Annotated in this window: 8 protein-coding genes; all 8 read left to right on the top strand. The window is 42.0% G+C overall.

Going from position 1 to position 16,439, the window contains the following annotated elements; genetic code table 11:
• Positions 1-142 precede the first annotated feature (142 nt).
• The 8 genes from I8748_RS33310 (at position 143) to I8748_RS33275 (ending at position 16,401) form a co-directional block, all read left to right on the top strand.
• Positions 143-3,295: a type I polyketide synthase gene (locus I8748_RS33310; RefSeq protein WP_198128743.1), complete on the top strand. Its 3,153-nt coding sequence runs from the start codon at positions 143-145 to the stop codon at positions 3,293-3,295.
• A 135-nt stretch (positions 3,296-3,430) separates the two neighbouring features.
• Positions 3,431-4,762 (top strand): aminotransferase class I/II-fold pyridoxal phosphate-dependent enzyme, encoded by a 1,332-nt coding sequence (locus I8748_RS33305; protein WP_198128742.1) that lies wholly within the window; start codon positions 3,431-3,433, stop codon positions 4,760-4,762.
• Between the two features lie 395 nt (positions 4,763-5,157).
• The gene (locus I8748_RS33300; protein WP_198128741.1) at positions 5,158-6,480 is read left to right on the top strand and encodes an MFS transporter; all 1,323 of its coding nucleotides are present in this window, start codon (positions 5,158-5,160) and stop codon (positions 6,478-6,480) included.
• 239 nt (positions 6,481-6,719) lie between these two features.
• Entirely contained in the window at positions 6,720-7,880 is a 1,161-nt protein-coding gene (locus I8748_RS33295) for an ABC exporter membrane fusion protein (RefSeq protein ID WP_318781314.1), read from the top strand.
• 15 nt (positions 7,881-7,895) lie between these two features.
• Positions 7,896-9,053 (top strand): ABC transporter permease DevC, encoded by a 1,158-nt coding sequence (gene devC / locus I8748_RS33290; RefSeq protein ID WP_198128739.1) that lies wholly within the window; start codon positions 7,896-7,898, stop codon positions 9,051-9,053.
• Between the two features lie 49 nt (positions 9,054-9,102).
• Positions 9,103-9,798, top strand: a complete 696-nt coding sequence (locus I8748_RS33285; protein WP_198128738.1) for a DevA family ABC transporter ATP-binding protein — start codon at positions 9,103-9,105, stop codon at positions 9,796-9,798.
• Between the two features lie 556 nt (positions 9,799-10,354).
• Positions 10,355-12,244 (top strand): ShlB/FhaC/HecB family hemolysin secretion/activation protein, encoded by a 1,890-nt coding sequence (locus I8748_RS33280; protein ID WP_198128737.1) that lies wholly within the window; start codon positions 10,355-10,357, stop codon positions 12,242-12,244.
• A gap of 20 nt (positions 12,245-12,264) precedes the next feature.
• A complete protein-coding gene (locus tag I8748_RS33275) occupies positions 12,265-16,401 on the top strand; it encodes a two-partner secretion domain-containing protein (RefSeq protein ID WP_198128736.1) in 4,137 nt (1,378 codons plus the stop codon).
• Positions 16,402-16,439 lie beyond the last annotated feature (38 nt).

Here is a 16,439-nt window from a genome sequence, read left to right as displayed (position 1 = left end):
CCGCCTACAGCGCTGGTTCACCAAGTACGCCAAGTACGCCAAGAAAATAAAGAGATTATTTAATTAATAATTTAGGATTGCTGTAAGTTTCTTGTTACTCTCTGCGCCTCTGCGTGAATCTAATCAATATGAGGATATTTATATGAGAACAATTGATGTATTTGATACCAATAATAGAAATGGTTTAGAAATAGCCATCATTGGCATGTCTTGCCGTTTCCCTGGAGCAAAAAACATTGATGAATTCTGGCATCACCTCAAAAACGGTGTAGAATCAATATCATTTTTCACTGACGAAGAACTACTATCTACAGGCATAGACCCAACATTATTAACTAACCCTAATTACGTCAAAGCGAATGCCATATTGTCAGATGTCGAAAACTTCGATGCTTCATTTTTCGGCATTTCTCCCAAAGAAGCAAAGCTCATAGACCCACAACACCGCTTATTTTTAGAGTGTGCTTGGGAGTCTCTGGAAAGTGCTGGTTACAACCCAGAAAATAACAAAACTTCCATTGGTGTTTATGCTGGAGTAGGGATGAATACTTACCTATTGAAAAACATTTATCCTAGCTTAGACAACTTAGATTTATCAGTCAGTAATTATCAACTGATGATTGCCAATGATAAGGATTTCCTACCAACGCGAGTCTCTTACAAATTAAATCTCCAGGGGCCAAGTGTCAGTGTGCAAACTGCTTGTTCTACTTCCTTAGTTGCTGTCCACATGGCTTGTCAGAGTTTGCTCAACGGCGAATGCCATATGGCTCTAGCCGGTGGTGCTTCTATACGCGTTCCTGAAAAGACTGGTTATTTATATCATGAGGGAATGATTTTTTCGCCTGATGGGCACTGTCGAGCCTTTGATGCTCAAGCTCAAGGCACAGTCGGCGGTAATGGTGTGGGAATTGTCGTGCTGAAGCGGTTGGAAGATGCGATCGCCGATCGCGATTGCATTCATGCGGTGATTAAAGGTTCAGCTATTAACAATGACGGTTCTCTGAAAATTGGTTACACAGCTCCGAGTGTAGATGGTCAAGCAGCAGTAATTTCCGAAGCCCAAGCAGTAGCAGATATTGCAGCATCAAGCATCACTTATATAGAAGCTCATGGCACTGGTACAAATCTCGGCGACCTGATTGAAATGGAAGCTTTAACAAAAGCTTTCGGCGCTAGTACCCAAAAGAAAGGCTTTTGTGCTGTTGGTTCTGTGAAAACCAATATCGGACATTTGGATGCTGCATCTGGTGTGGCTGGTTTAATTAAGACTGTCTTATCTCTGAAGCACAAGCACATACCACCCAGCCTGCATTTTCAACAACCCAATCCTCAAATTGATTTCGCTAACAGTCCTTTTTACGTCAATGCTACCCTCTCAGAATGGCAAACAGACAATACTCCGCGCCGGGCTGGGGTCAGTTCTTTTGGTATCGGTGGCACCAATGCCCATGTAATTGTGGAAGAAGCCCCTGTTTTAGTTCCCGATGTATCTGAAGTTGAACGTAGCTGGCATATGTTCACTTTGTCAGCTAAAACTGAGAAGGCTTTGGAGGAATTAGCACAAAGCTATGCAGACTTCTTGGCAGTTCATCCAGAAACACCATTGGCAGATATTTGCTTTACTGCTAACACCGGGCGATCGCATTTTCAACACCGTCTGGCTATCTCTACTCAATCTCATACACAGTTACAAACGGCACTCAATGATTTTACCGCTCGTAGAGAGCATCCTTTAGTTATATCCAGTCAAAGCAACAATAAAAAACACCCAAAAATAGCCTTTTTATTCACCGGACAAGGCTCACAGTATTTAGATATGGGTCGTCAATTATACGAACAAGAGCCGATTTTCCGGCAAACCCTCGACCGTTGTGATGAAATTCTGCGTCCCTATCTAGAAAAACCATTGCTACAAGTCCTTTATCCACAAGAGGCGGAGTCTTCACCCCTAGACCAAACCGCCTACACCCAGCCTGCCTTATTTGCTTTAGAATATGCCCTGACACAACTTTGGAAATCTTGGGGAGTCGAACCAACTGCCGTCATGGGTCATAGTCTCGGCGAATATGTCGCGGCTTGTGTAGCAGGAGTCTTTAGTTTAGAGGATGGACTCAAGCTGGTTGCTGAACGGGCCCGCCTCATGCAGAACCTACCGCAAACTGGAGAGATGGTGGCAGTATTTGCCTCAAAGACAACCATCCTAACAATTACGGCTATTGATGAGGAAAAAGTCAGCTTTGCTGCCTGCAATGGACTGCAAAACACAGTAATTTCTGGAGAAAAACAAGCTATTCGGGAAATTTGTATCGCCTTAGAAGCCGCAGGAATTAAAACTAAAAAGCTACAAACTTCCCACGCCTTCCATTCACCTTTAATGCAGCCAATTTTAGCAGAGTTTCATCGAATTGCTGCAACTGTTAGCTATAGCGTTCCACAAATTGACATCATTTCTAATCTTACTGGAGAGCGGCTAACAGCTGAAGCGATCGCTCCTGAATATTGGTGTCGTCATTTACGCGAAGAAGTACAATTTGCCCATAGCATAGAAACACTGCATATTGATGGTTATGACGTGTTTGTCGAGATGGGGCCAAAACCAATATTATTAGGCATGGGTCGCCATTGTCTACCAGAGGTTAAGGCAACTTGGCTTCCTAGCTTGCGTCAAGGACAAGAAGATTGGCGAGTTTTACTCTCAAGTTTGGCAGAACTTTATATTAGGGGAATATCAATTAACTGGTTTGGTTTTGACCAAGAATATGTACGACAACGAGTCAATTTACCAACTTATCCCTGGCAACGCCAACGTTATTGGGTGGAAACAGTGGTTGACCGCAATCAAACAAGATTGCCAATCAACAATGATAGTTTAATTCTTCCTACAATTACACCTGATAATAACAGCGATCGCTCTCAATCATTGCGTTCTTATTTGTTGGCAGAAATCGCCAAAACCTTACAAATTCCTGTTGCCAAACTAGACATCCAGCAATCTTTAAGTAGCTTAGGAATGGATTCCTTAATGTGTTTGGAATTAAAAGACCGCATTCAAGCTGAATTAGAAATAGAAATTCCCATAACTAACTTTTTTGCTGCCCCCAGTATTGACCTATTAATCACCCAACTACTATCTGATATCAAAGCAGATACAGACCCAACAGAAAGTCTCATCATCAATCAAAATGAAAACTTTACAGCAGCCGACAATTGGTTATTAGAAAATCTCTTGTCTCATCTCGATGAATTTTCGGACTCAGAAATCGATTCATTACTACAAGAAGCATTGAACTAGGTCTGGCAATTCAACTTTGCTTAGTCAACCAAGCTTGAGAATCTCCCTTTTCCTCCTTCTCTGCGTTCTCTGCGTCTTGGCGGTTCGTTTTTTCCCCCTTCAAACCTTGCTTACCAGACTACTAGGAGCATAAAAATGACAGAACTAACTACAAACCTATCAACTTTATCTTCAGAAGAAAAACGCCTACTTTTGAAACAACTCATTCAAAAAAAGACAACTGCAGTAGAAACATCTTCTAAAGATAATGATGATATTCCCCTGGCATACTATGATTTTTCCCATTCTCCACAGTACCGCAACCTAGAACAAATGATTGCCAGCATCAAAACCAAAGGTGGAGTTGTTGACCCTTATTTCAAAGTTCGTGAAGGGTTAAATAGCAATACTATAGTCATAGATGGGCGGGAAGTTATTAATTATTCCAGTTACAATTATCTGGGATTTGCCAACGATCCAGATGTATCTTTAGCAGCAAAAACAGCCATTGACCGCTACGGGACATCCGTATCAGCTAGCCGCTTACTATCAGGTGAAATTCCCATACACCGCGAGTTAGAACAAGAAATTGCATCTTTAATAGGTGTAGAGGATGCGATCGCTTTTACAGCAGGTCATGCCACTAATGAAAGCACAATAGGTCATCTTTTTGACAAAAATGACCTAATACTCCATGACGAGTTAATCCACAACAGTATCCTCCAAGGATGCTTATTATCTGGTTCTACCCGCATCAGCTTTCCACACAACGATTGGCAAACTGTAGATCAAATACTTACCGAACAGCGCCGTCGCTACAAACGGGTATTGATTGTCATCGAAGGTGTTTACAGCATGGATGGCGATATTCCTGATTTGCCCAAATTTATCGAAATTAAAAAGCGTCACAAAGGGTTTTTAATGGTAGACGAAGCCCATTCTATGGGTGTGATTGGCGATCGCGGTCGTGGTATTGGCGAGTATCATAGCGTTAATCCTGCTGACGTAGATTTGTGGATGGGTACAATCAGCAAATCATTCGCTAGCTGTGGAGGTTATATTGCAGGTTGTCAGGCTGTAGTCAGATATTTGAAATATACTGCACCCGCTTTTGTTTATAGCGCTGGTATGTCGCCAGGAAACACAGCCGCAGCACTAGCTTCCATACGCAAACTGAAAGCAGAACCACAAAGAGTACAATCTCTGCATGAACGAGCTAAATTGTTTTTAGAATTGGCAAGCGATCGCAAGCTCAATACTGGTATGAGCAAGCACTCAGCAGTGATTCCGGTCATTGTGGGAAATTCCGTGCGTTGCATCCAACTCTCCCAAGCCTTGTTTGACCGGGGAATTAATGTGTTACCTCAAATCTATCCTGCGGTAGAAGACAAAGCCGCTCGTCTGCGATTTTTTATCAACTTCAACCATACACCTGAGCAAATTCATTTCACTGTTAACGCTGTTGCCGAGGAATTAAGTCAAATTTAGTAGTCTGGCATCCAATTTTAGATTTTGGATTAATTCCTCATGATCAGTCTTTAACCGGACACAATATTATTTCTCTCTTTCTTTGCGTTCTACCCTTCGGGAAGCCACTTCGTGTCTATGTGTTCTTTGTGGTTCGTTTATCTTTCTTCAACTTTACTCCCTTCCCGACAGAAGAATACTTATTTTGGCGTTGCTGATTATTGGTATGAATTTTTCACGCAAAGGCGCAAAGACGCGAAGAATCTACCTTTAACTTTGGTCAAACATCTCAATTCATACTCAAATTCACCAGCGCCCTTATTTTTAACCACAGAGGCGTAGAGAACACAGAGTGAAAAGAGTCTCTACCTCTACAAATATGACTGCCATAAACATTGCAACTATCAAGAAAAGACATGGCCAAACGTATCATAACTGATAAACTACAAGTATTTATTATTACCTGGCTTGGGCAACTCATCTCACTCATCGGCTCAGGACTGACTGGTTTTGCTCTTGGTTTGTGGGTTTACCAACAAACAGGATCAGTTACTCAGTTTGCGCTAGTTTCTTTGTTTACTACGTCGCCTGGGATTATACTATCACCTATTACTGGTGCGCTTGTGGATCGCTGGGAGCGACGCGCAACCATGTTACTCTGTAACACTGTGGCGGGTCTAACTACCCTGGTTCTTGTATTACTGCTTTTCATGAATCAACTTCAGGTTTGGCAGATTTATACTGGCATGTCTGTCATTTCAGTTTGTACCGCCTTTCAGTTTCCAGCTTATACTGCAACTATCACATTGCTTGTTCCCAAAAAGCATCTTGGTCGCGCCAGTGGGATGACAAACATCGGGGAAGCATCAGCAAGGCTTTTTGCCCCAGCTTTGGCAGGGGTAATGGTTTTGACAATTGGAGTTTTGGGTGTGCTTTTGATTGACTTCGCCAGTTATCTCTTCGCTGTCGTTACTCTGTTGATTGTCCAGTTCCCCAAACCTAAAAAAACTACCGCAAGTAATCAAGGAAAAAGTTCGCTGTTAAAAGAAGCAGTTTATGGCTGGACTTACATTATCAAACATCCGGGTTTATTGGGGCTGTTATTGTTTTTTGCCGGAAGCAATTTTGGCTTGGGAATTGCCAGCGTCTTGATTACACCTATGCTTCTAGCCTTTACTTCACCTGCAATCCTTGGCAACGTGATGTCTATTGCAGGTAGTGGTATGTTAGTGGGTAGTATTATCATGAGCGTTTGGGGAGGCCCAAAGCCGCGCGTGTATGGTGTGTTCGGTTTCGGTTTGCTACAAGCAGTGTGCTTACTCCTCGTTGGACTGCACCCTTCCATACCACTAATTACAGCAGCAGCCTTTGGCGTTTTTTTCTGCGTGCCATTTATGGATGGTTGCAATCAAACCATCTGGCAGACCAAAGTACCACCGGATGTGCAAGGACGAGTCTTTGCAGTGCGGCTAATGATTGCCTGGTCTTCGTTTCCGTTGGCCTATCTCCTAGCTGGCCCCCTAGCCGATTATGTATTCGAGCCACTTTTGGCTAGTGGTGGTCTACTGGCTAGTAGTGTCGGTACAATTATCGGCGTTGGAACAGGGCGAGGCATTGGTCTATTATTTATAGTTTTGGGAATACTCAATTTTTGGGTAGCAATTTTTAGTTATCTATATCAACCTCTGCGAATGATAGAGAAAGAAAATATTGCTGCCATTTATCAGCTACAGGAATAATACCAATTCGTAATTCGTAATTCGTAATTCGTAATTGTAGAGACGATTCGGCGAATCGTCTGTACTCAGATATGGCATGGTTTTCGTGGTTTGAATGTGTTGCCTCATTTTCGAGAATTACTATAATGTGAAAAGCAATTTAATGACTGATAAATGATGACTGATGGCTGTGAATAATGGGATATTTTTTATTTGGGAATCTCTGTAAAAATATCAATTAAATTGTTGAGGTTGTAAAGGTGAATTTAGATTTAGTTTTTAAGCCTTCAGGTAAAAGGCTAATTCCAATGGCAATCGTTGGTGTTTTAGGAATTGGTATGATTAAAATTTACCAATTTTCTCACACCCAAGCACCGAATTCTCAAATGCCGATCGCAAAGATTCAAAGCCAAAAAAATCAGGTAAGGTCGGTTGCAGCGCTAGGTCGGGTAGAACCTCAAGGTGAAGTAATTACAATTGGAGGTAGTGTTGGAGAGCGCATTGATAAGTTGTTAGTTCAAGAAGGTCAGCAAGTAAAAGTTGGTGATGTCTTAGCCTATTTAGATAGTTATCAAGAACAGTTAGCCGCAAAAAATGCTGCGGCTACTCAGTTGCAAGAAGCTCGTAATCGCATGAAAGCTGAGAGCATGTTTGGCAAAGCTCAAATTGCAGAAGCAGAATCTCGAATTGGGCAGATAAAAACGCCTCAAATGTCAGAAATTGTTGCTCAGAAAGCAACAATAGAAGGAATCGAGGTAGATTTACAAGCTAAACAAAAAGACTTAGAACGTTTCACTTATTTGCATAATCAAGGAGCTATTTCCCAACAATCTTTAGATGATAAAGTATTAGAAGTTCGTACCAAACAAAATGAATTAAATAATGCCAAAGCTACACTAGCTAAGTTAGAACAAGGACGAAGTACCGACCTCCTCAATGCACAGACGCAAGTCCGGTCAGCACAAGCGAGTTTACAGCTAGCAGAAAGTAAAGTTCAAGTAGAATCAGCAAATAGTAATTTAAAGCTAGCGATCGCGCGTTTAGAACGTACAATAATTCGTACCCCTCAGTCTGGTCAAATTCTCAAAATTTTTGCTCATTCAGGAGAAGCAATTTCTGACCAAGGTATTCTGCAAATTGGTAACACTAAACAAATGTATGTCGTTGCAGAAGTTTATGAAACAGATGTCAGTAGAGTAAAAGTTGGTCAAACAGCGGTTATTTCTAGTAATGCTTTGCCTAAAGATATCATAGGTGTAGTTGAACAAATTGGTTTAAAAATTGGCAAAAAGGATGTTTTGAATACTGACCCAGCAGCCAAAATTGACGCCAGGGTGGTGGAAGTCAAAATCCGTTTAACAGATAGTCAACTGGTTGCAGGACTGACTAATTTAGAAGTCAATGTACTCATCAAACCTTAATACAGGTTATTCACTATGAAGTTTCCATTGATTGTAGCTTGGCTACAACTTACTCATACAAGAACTCGGTTATTAATTGCCCTAGCGGGTATTGCTTTTGCTGTAATTCTGATGTTTATGCAATTAGGCTTTAGCGATGGTTTATATAATAGTAATATACGCGTACATACCAAGTTGAAAAGTGACATTTTTTTAATTAGCTCTAGAAGCATTGCCTTGAATACATTAAAAACCTTTTCCGAAAGACGTTTATACCAAGCACAAAGCTTTGATGGTGTGGAATCTATAAGTTCTGTATATCTAGACTTTGGTTTTTGGACTAATCCAGAGAACTATACTAGTCGGCAAATTTTAATTCTAGGAATTAATCCTGATGAGGATGTTTTAGATTTACCAGAAGTAGAACAGAATATAGACAAAATTAAGATTCCAGATGTTGTTTTATTTGATCGGGATTCTCGACCAGAATTTGGCCCAATAGCTACTGAATTTGACCAAGGGATAACAATCACTACAGAAGTCAATAATCGACAAATTACCATAGGAAGTTTATTTGAGCTAGGCACATCTTTCGCCGCAAATGGTACTTTGATTACAAGCGATTTAAACTTTTTACGTATATTTAGCAATAAACGCCAACAAGGACTGATTGATATCGGGCTAATTCGATTAAAACCAGGTGTGAATGTTGAAAATTTAGTAGAAACTATGAGGAAAGAATTACCTCAAGATGTCAAAGTGTTATCTAAACAAGAATTTATTCAGTTAGAAAAAGATTATTGGCAGAGTAGTACAGCTATTGGATTTATTTTTACCGTAGGTACAATTATGGGATTCATGGTTGGAGCCGTAATTGTTTATCAAATTCTATATTCAGATGTATCAGAACATTTAGCAGAATATGCCACTCTCAAAGCGATGGGATATAAAAGTACATTCTTGTTTAGTGTTGTGTTTCAAGAAGCTATCATCCTATCGATTTTAGGTTATATTCCCGGTTTTGCATTGTGCCTGGGATTGTATGACATGACACGCAATGCTACTATGCTGCCAATTTTTATGACCTTTAGTCGAGCGGCAACTGTTGTCATTTTAACAATTTTGATGTGTGCTGCATCGGGAGCGATCGCAATACGTAAAGTGCAATCAGCAGACCCAGCTGATATCTTTTGACGGGATTGCAAGTTATGACAAACTCAATAATTTCAAGGTTTATATAACTATGAAACAATCTCCTATTATCAACATTCAAAATCTCAACTATTATTTTGGTCAAAGAGCATTACGTAAACAAATTTTATTTGATATCAACCTCCAAATTCACCCTGGTGAAATAATTATTTTAATGGGTCAATCAGGTTCAGGTAAAACAACATTGTTAACTTTAATCGGTGGCTTACGGTCTGTACAAAATGGCAGTTTAAAAGTTTTTGGAACAGAACTCTATAAAGCAAATAATCAGCAAATTATCGATATCCGACGCCATATTGGATATATTTTTCAGGCTCATAACTTGCTAGGATTTTTGACTGTCTTACAAAATGTTCAAATGTCAACTAAACTGCATAGAGATTTTTCTCAACAAGAAGCTGACGCTAGATCCAAAGCTATGCTAGAAGCAGTGGGATTGAGCCATAGATTAAATTACTACCCTGATGATCTCTCCGGTGGACAAAAACAAAGAGTTGCAGTCGCTCGTGCTTTAGTAAGTTATCCTAAATTGGTCTTAGCTGACGAACCTACCGCTGCTTTAGATAGTAAATCAGGGCGAGACGTTGTAGAACTGATGCAGCGACTAGCTAAAGAACAAGCTTGTACTATTTTGATGGTCACTCATGACAATCGCATTCTCGATATTGCCGATCGCATTATTCACATGGAAGATGGTCATCTAGTAGGCACTTCAGCTAAAACATGAGCCTTATTCATGATATGTCGCTGAACTAGAAATACTTACCGAAGCTGAACAGATATCTTATTCCCTGTTTAACTGATGCGATCGCGTAGGACTTGCCTTTTTAAGCGCTTATATATTCTTAACGCTAAAAACTAAGTTTTTATACCGCATTCATTATAAATTCCACTCCAAATATTCAGCCCGTTATTTAATTTACTAATAGAAGTTTCATTTTCATCTTCTCCTACCATCACATTCACAGTAAAAGGTTGTAGTTGCCTCCAATCGTAGTCATTGAGAAAACTTTGATATGTGACAATTACCTTTTTAGGTGATTGAGGAATGAAACTCCGCGATTTGTGCTATTGGCGGTGAAAATTACCTTTTTAGGTGATTGAGGATTGAAACCAAATGACAACTGACAACTGACAACTGACACAAAAGTTAAAATTACCTTTTTAGGTGATTGAGGATTGAAACAGTTGTGAATTTAACGAAAATAAGGAAGAATGGGGTGACAATTACCTTTTTAGGTGATTGAGTGAGGATTGAAACCATAATTTTTACATTATTCAGAATGGCGAAAGTATGCAGCACATCCTTCTATTGTTTAACACTAGCTTTGAAATTTTTGGCAATACCAGGGGTGTTAGTTGCCTTATATCAGGGTAGCGCCTTGGGTTATATTTTGCCTGATGGCTTTCAAGGTGCTGATAGTTCACGTCTGAGTTTCAATGTTAAAAGTAGGAGACAGTCTGTTGACACAATTGCAAACCTAGCGGTGCGAGAAACTCGCCTGTTGACCAGCAAGCCTCAACTCCATCAGAACCAAACACTGACATCAGTGCCAATTTTGTCTCAGGTTCTCGATTCACAACCGCCAAAACCGCCTCCTATTCCACAGCCACCATCAAAACCTGACCTTGAGCTTCCTCTTCAAACATTACCCTCTTCTGGAGAACGCTTTGACCTTCCGCAAAGTATCATTGTGAGCAAATTCGAGTTTGATGGCAATACGGCATTTAGCGACGAAAAGTTAAGCGAAGTCACTGCCAAATTTACCAAGCGATCGCTCACTTTTGCAGAATTACTACAAGTTGAAGCTACTATAACTCAGCTCTACACCGATGCGGGATATCTCAATTGCGGTGCTGTGATTCCAGCTGGTCAAATCTTATCTCAACAGGGTTCTGTCGTCAAAATCCAGATTATTGAAGGAGGGCTAGAAGATATTGCGGTGACGGGTACACGACGGTTGAACTCAAACTACATCCGCAGCAGATTAGCCCTAGCCACCGCTAAACCCCTAAATCAAAAGCGCTTGCTGTCAGCTTTGCAACTGTTGCAACTTGACCCCTTGATTGGGAATATATCAGCCGAATTGTCTGTTGGGTCGCGTCCCGAATTAAGTATACTGACAGTCAAAGTAGTAGAAGCTAACTCTTTTAATACAGAATTTTTTATAGATAATGGTCGTGCGCCTAGTGTTGGTAGCTTACGCCGTGGTGTCCGCATTAACCAAGGTAATTTACTCGGTTTTGGGGATGCCTTGAATCTGGAATATATCAATACTGATGGTAGCAACGCCTTTGATTTACGCTACAACATACCTGTTAATCCTCGTAATGGCACTATTACCCTCAGAGGGGGATTGACAAATACTGAAGTTGTCGAACCACCCTTTGACCGCATAGATATTATTGGTAATTCCAATTACTTCGAGTTAGGCTTTCGCCAACCTTTAATCTTATCTCCCAACAGAGAATTTGCTGTGGGTCTATCTGGGTTACGCCAAGAAAGCAAATCTGAACTTTTAGGTAGTGGTTTTCCCCTTTCAGCCGGTGCTAACGAACGGGGAGAGACTCGCATTTCAGTCTTACAATTGTTTCAAGAATATCAACAGCGGAATTCTCAACAAGCCTTAGCCCTACGCTCTCAATTTAACCTTGGTTTAAATATCTTCAATGCTACCGTCAACAATGACCCTCCTGATACTCGGTTTTTTTCTTGGCGGGGACAAGGACAATATGTGCGACTTTTAGCACCGCAAACTTTACTAGTGTTACGTTCTGACCTGCAATTGTCAACCCGTGCCCTTGTGCCTTTAGAGCAATTTGGGCTGGGCGGTTTGCATAGTGTCCGGGGTTATCGACAAGATATTTTCTTGACAGATAACGGCTTTTTTGCATCAGCAGAAGTGCAATTACCAGTAATGCGGGTAGAAAACGTAGGAGGAGTCTTGCAAGTAGTGCCGTTTATTGATTTTGGTGTGGGTTGGAATAGTTCCGGCAATCCAGACCCAAATCCTAATACCTTGTTGGGGTTGGGATTGGGTTTACAGTGGCAAATGAGCGATCGCTTCAATGCTCGTCTTGATTATGGTCTGCCATTGACAGATATTCAAGACAGAGGCAGGACTTTGCAGGAAGACGGTATTTATTTCTCAGTAGTGGCCAATCCTTTCTAAAAGTTTAGGAATCAAAAATTATGCAACATGCCAAGCGATCGCTCCTGTTTGATACTTTACGTCTACCTCTAGGGGTAAATTTTGTGTTGGCTTTGTTGTCTTGTATCGCTCCCTGGTCGGCAAAAGCACAAATCACACCCGATACAACTCTCGGCGATCAAAATTCAGTTGTAGTACCAGACACTCTTTACAACAGTCCGATTGACCGGATTAATGGCGGAGCAATTCGAGGCAACAATCTATTCCACAGCTTCCAAGAATTTAACGTAGGTGAAGGAGCAAGAGCCTATTTTACAAATCCCGGCGGAATTACAAATATTTTCACTAGAGTCACAGGAAGTAATCCCTCGAATATTCTGGGAACTCTGGGAGTTTTGGGTAATGCCAACTTTTTTCTGATTAATCCTCATGGAATTGTCTTTGGCCCCAATGCTCGTTTAGATGTAGGAGGATCGTTTGTAGCTTCTAGTGCAGATAGCCTATTGTTCGATAATGGGTTGGAGTTTAGCGCTACGAACCCGCAAGCACCACTGTTAACAGTTAATATTCCTGTGGCACTGCAATTGAGGCAAAATCCGGCGAGTATTGTGAATCAATCATCTGCTGTTCTGGCGTTGCAACCGACAAACACTTTGGCACTGGTAGGTGGAAATGTTGTGCTTGATGGTGGCAGCTTGCAAGTATCAGGGGGTCGAATTGAGTTAGGCGGATTGACTGGTGCGGGAACAGTTGGTCTAAATATCCAAGAGTCCCAAGGATTTCCAAAGTTAACTTCTTTGAGTTTTCCCGATGGTGTTGAACGAGCTGATGTATCCCTGTCTAAAGAAGCAGTTGTGAATGTTGCGGCTGGGGGTGGCGGTAGTATCGTGATCAACGGTCGTAACGTCAATATTGTGGGGGGAGGTCGGTTATTTGCTGGAATCAGCCAAGGTAATGGTTCACCTGGAACTCAGGCGGGAAACATCGAAATTAATGCCACTGATCAGGTGGTCTTGAGTGGGGTATCTCCCAATAATGCCATCAGTGGGGCGTACAACCAAGTAGAAACCGGAGCGCAAGGCAACTCTGGTGACATCAAGATTCAGGCTGGTTCTTTTGCAGTGAGTGATGGCGGTCAACTGAATGCTAGCACCACAGGTAAAGGAAATGCAGGCACCATTAGAGTAACCGCTACTAATCAGGCGGTTATTGATGGGCAATCTGTTATTGGGCAACTTAGCTCACTATTGAGCCAAGTTAGAGGAAATGGCGAAGGTAATTCTGGCGGTATTGAGATTAGCGCAGGTAGCGTTGAGATAACTAACGGTGGTTTGCTGGATACCAATACTTTAGGAAGAGGAGATTCGGGCAAGATTCGTATTTCTGCCACAGGTCAGGTGTTATTTGCAGGAGAATCTCGTTACAACAATCTCAGTCAAATACACAGCCAAGTGGAAAAAGGTGCTGTCGGTAACTCAGGCGGAATTGAGATTAATGCAGGTAGTGTTGCCATTACCAAAGGCGCTCAACTTAGTGCCAGTACTTCTGGACAAGGAAATGCAGGCAAAATCAGCATTACTGCTGGGAATCAGCTACTAGTAGATGGTGAATCTCTCTATAACTACCGTAGTACAATATTCAGCCAAGTGGGAAAAGATGCCGTGGGTAACTCAGGCGGAATTGACATAAATGCAGGTAGTGTTGCCATCACCAATGGCGCTCAACTCGGTGCTAGTACTTCTGGACAGGGCGATGCAGGCAAAATCAACATTACTGCTGGGAATCAGGTAATGGTAGATGGCGAATCTAGTACAAATTTCCTCAGTACAATATTTAGCCAAGTGGAAAAAGATGCCGTGGGCAACTCAGGCGGCATCGAGATTAATGCAGGTAGTGTTGCCATCACTAAGGGTGGTCAACTTAGTGCCAGTACCTCTGGACAGGGAGATGCAGGCAAAATCAACATTACTGCTGGGAATCAGGTATTGATAGATGGCGAATCTCTCTATAACTTCCGTAGTACAGTATTCAGCCAAGTGGAAAAAGATGCTGTCGGCAACTCAGGCGGAATTGAGATTAATGCAGGTAGTGTTGCCATCACTAAGGGTGGTCAACTCAGTGCCAGTACTTCTGGACAGGGCGATGCAGGCAAAATCAGCATTACTGCTGGGAATCAGGTAATGGTAGATGGCGAATCTAGTAAAAACTTCCTGAGTACAGTATTCAGCCAAGTGGAAAAAGATGCTGTGGGCAACTCTGGTGGAATTGAGATTAATGCAGGTAATATTGCCATCACCAACGGCGCTCAACTTGGTGCAAGTACTTCCGCACAGGGAGATGCAGGTAAAATCACCATTACTGCTGGCGATCGCCTACTAGTAGATGGCGAATCTCTCTATAACTTCCGTAGTACAATATTCAGCCAAGTAGAAAAAGATGCTGTGGGCAACTCTGGGGGAATTGAGATTAATGCCCCAATCTTTGAGTTGATGAGAGGCGCTCTTGTGGATGCTAGCACCAAAGGCTCAGGCAATGCAGGCACGACCAGCATTACTGCCACTGATCAGGTAATCTTTGATGGTGAATCTACCAACGGAAACCGTACCGCTGTACTCAGTCAAGTTTTTGACGGTGCATTTGGTAAATCTGGCGGTATTGTGATTAACACCCCAGTATTAGAGGTGACTCAAGGCGCTTTTTTAGATGCCAGTACCAAAAGTTCAGGTGATGCAGGTGCAATCCGTATTACTGCCACTGGCAAGGTAATATTTGATGGTGAATCGAGCCAAGGTAATGGCAGTGCTGCAACTAGTCAAGTGACAGCCGCTGCTATAGGCAATTCTGGAGGAATTGAAATCAATACTCCTATTTTCAGAGTTACCAATGGCGCACAAATAAATACTAATACTTTAGGAAAGGGCAATTCTGGTGCGATTCGAGTTACAGCTACTGATAGTGTAGTTGTTGATGGCACATCCAGCGATCGCTTTTTGAGTTCTGCTCTCGCCAGTGAAGTCGGGACTGGCGCAACCGGAGCCTCTAAAGGTATTACAATCAACACTCCTCGCTTGCAAATCAGCAATACAGCTTTTCTCAGTGCTAATACTAATGGAAATGGTGATGCTGGTAATATTGACATTACAGCCAACACTATTGAACTTTCCAGCGGCGGACAAATCCGTACTAACACTTCAGCTAGTTCCAAAGCAGGCGACATCACGCTGAATGTACCAAACAGTCTGACTCTCTCTGATTTGGGGACAGCAATCTTAGCTCAGACTGAAAACACTTCCAGCAGTGCTGGTGGTAGTATCTTCGTAATTGGCTCGCCTCAAAATGTACTGATTCAAAATGGTGCTGAACTTTCTGTGAATAGCAAAGGCAGCGGTACAGGAGGCGATATATTTTTACAAGCCAATTCTCTGACGTTGGATCAAGGAACAATCTCAGCCGAAACCAGCAAAGAAAGAGGTGGCAATATTACCCTACAGGTAGCAGATTTGTTACTCATGCAAGACGAAAGCAAGATCACTACCAACGCAGGTACCCAGAGCCAACCAGGGGCAATTGGTACTGGTGGTAACATTGCCATTAACACCGAATTTCTCATTGCACCACCCTCAAAACCAAATGGTAGTGATATAACCGCCAATGCAACTTATGGTGATGGTGGTCGTGTTGACATCACAGCTACCGGGATCTATGGTATTGAATTTCGCGACAAACCCAGAGATTTTTTCAATGACATTACCGCTAGTTCAGAGTTTGGCGGAAATCCGGGAGTGGTGAACATTAATGAACCGATTGATCCCAGCCGCAATTTAGTGGAATTACCTGCAAATGTTATCGATCCCAATGACCAAATCGCCCAAAATCCTTGTAGTAAAGGTGTTGGTAGCGAATTCACTATCACAGGACGTGGTGGCTTACCTCCTAGTCCTAACGAAGACTTGAGCCAAGAAGCTACTCAGGTTGGTTTAGTTGAACCAGTCTCAACCGTTAGTAATGTAAACCCAGTGCAAAAAACCTCTGCAAGTTATAATTCTCCCTCGCAAATTGTGCCGGCTCAAGGATGGGTATTCAACAATCAAGGTGAAATAGTTCTTACCGCCTACAATCCCAACGTCATTGGAACCCATCGTTTACCTAAGAATTTCACTAGTTGTCCTGCACGATGAAAATAGGTAATTTCAGGAATCATTTGACAGAATGAATA

This window comes from Amazonocrinis nigriterrae CENA67 (genome assembly GCF_016056305.1).
GTDB lineage: Bacteria > Cyanobacteriota > Cyanobacteriia > Cyanobacteriales > Nostocaceae > Amazonocrinis > Amazonocrinis nigriterrae.
The sequence above is the reverse complement of the archived record's forward strand: the minus strand, read 5'-3'. Positions and strand labels throughout refer to the sequence as shown.

What these genes read in the sequence shown, in the direction of transcription:
- I8748_RS33280 (WP_198128737.1), top strand. Translation starts at nt 10,355, where the DNA reads ATGGCGAAAGTATGCAGCACATCCTTCTATTGTTTAACACTAGCTTTG.
- I8748_RS33310 (WP_198128743.1), top strand. Translation starts at nt 143, where the DNA reads ATGAGAACAATTGATGTATTTGATACCAATAATAGAAATGGTTTAGAA.
- I8748_RS33275 (WP_198128736.1), top strand. Translation starts at nt 12,265, where the DNA reads ATGCAACATGCCAAGCGATCGCTCCTGTTTGATACTTTACGTCTACCT.
- I8748_RS33285 (WP_198128738.1), top strand. Translation starts at nt 9,103, where the DNA reads ATGAAACAATCTCCTATTATCAACATTCAAAATCTCAACTATTATTTT.
- I8748_RS33305 (WP_198128742.1), top strand. Translation starts at nt 3,431, where the DNA reads ATGACAGAACTAACTACAAACCTATCAACTTTATCTTCAGAAGAAAAA.
- I8748_RS33300 (WP_198128741.1), top strand. Translation starts at nt 5,158, where the DNA reads ATGGCCAAACGTATCATAACTGATAAACTACAAGTATTTATTATTACC.
- devC (WP_198128739.1), top strand. Translation starts at nt 7,896, where the DNA reads ATGAAGTTTCCATTGATTGTAGCTTGGCTACAACTTACTCATACAAGA.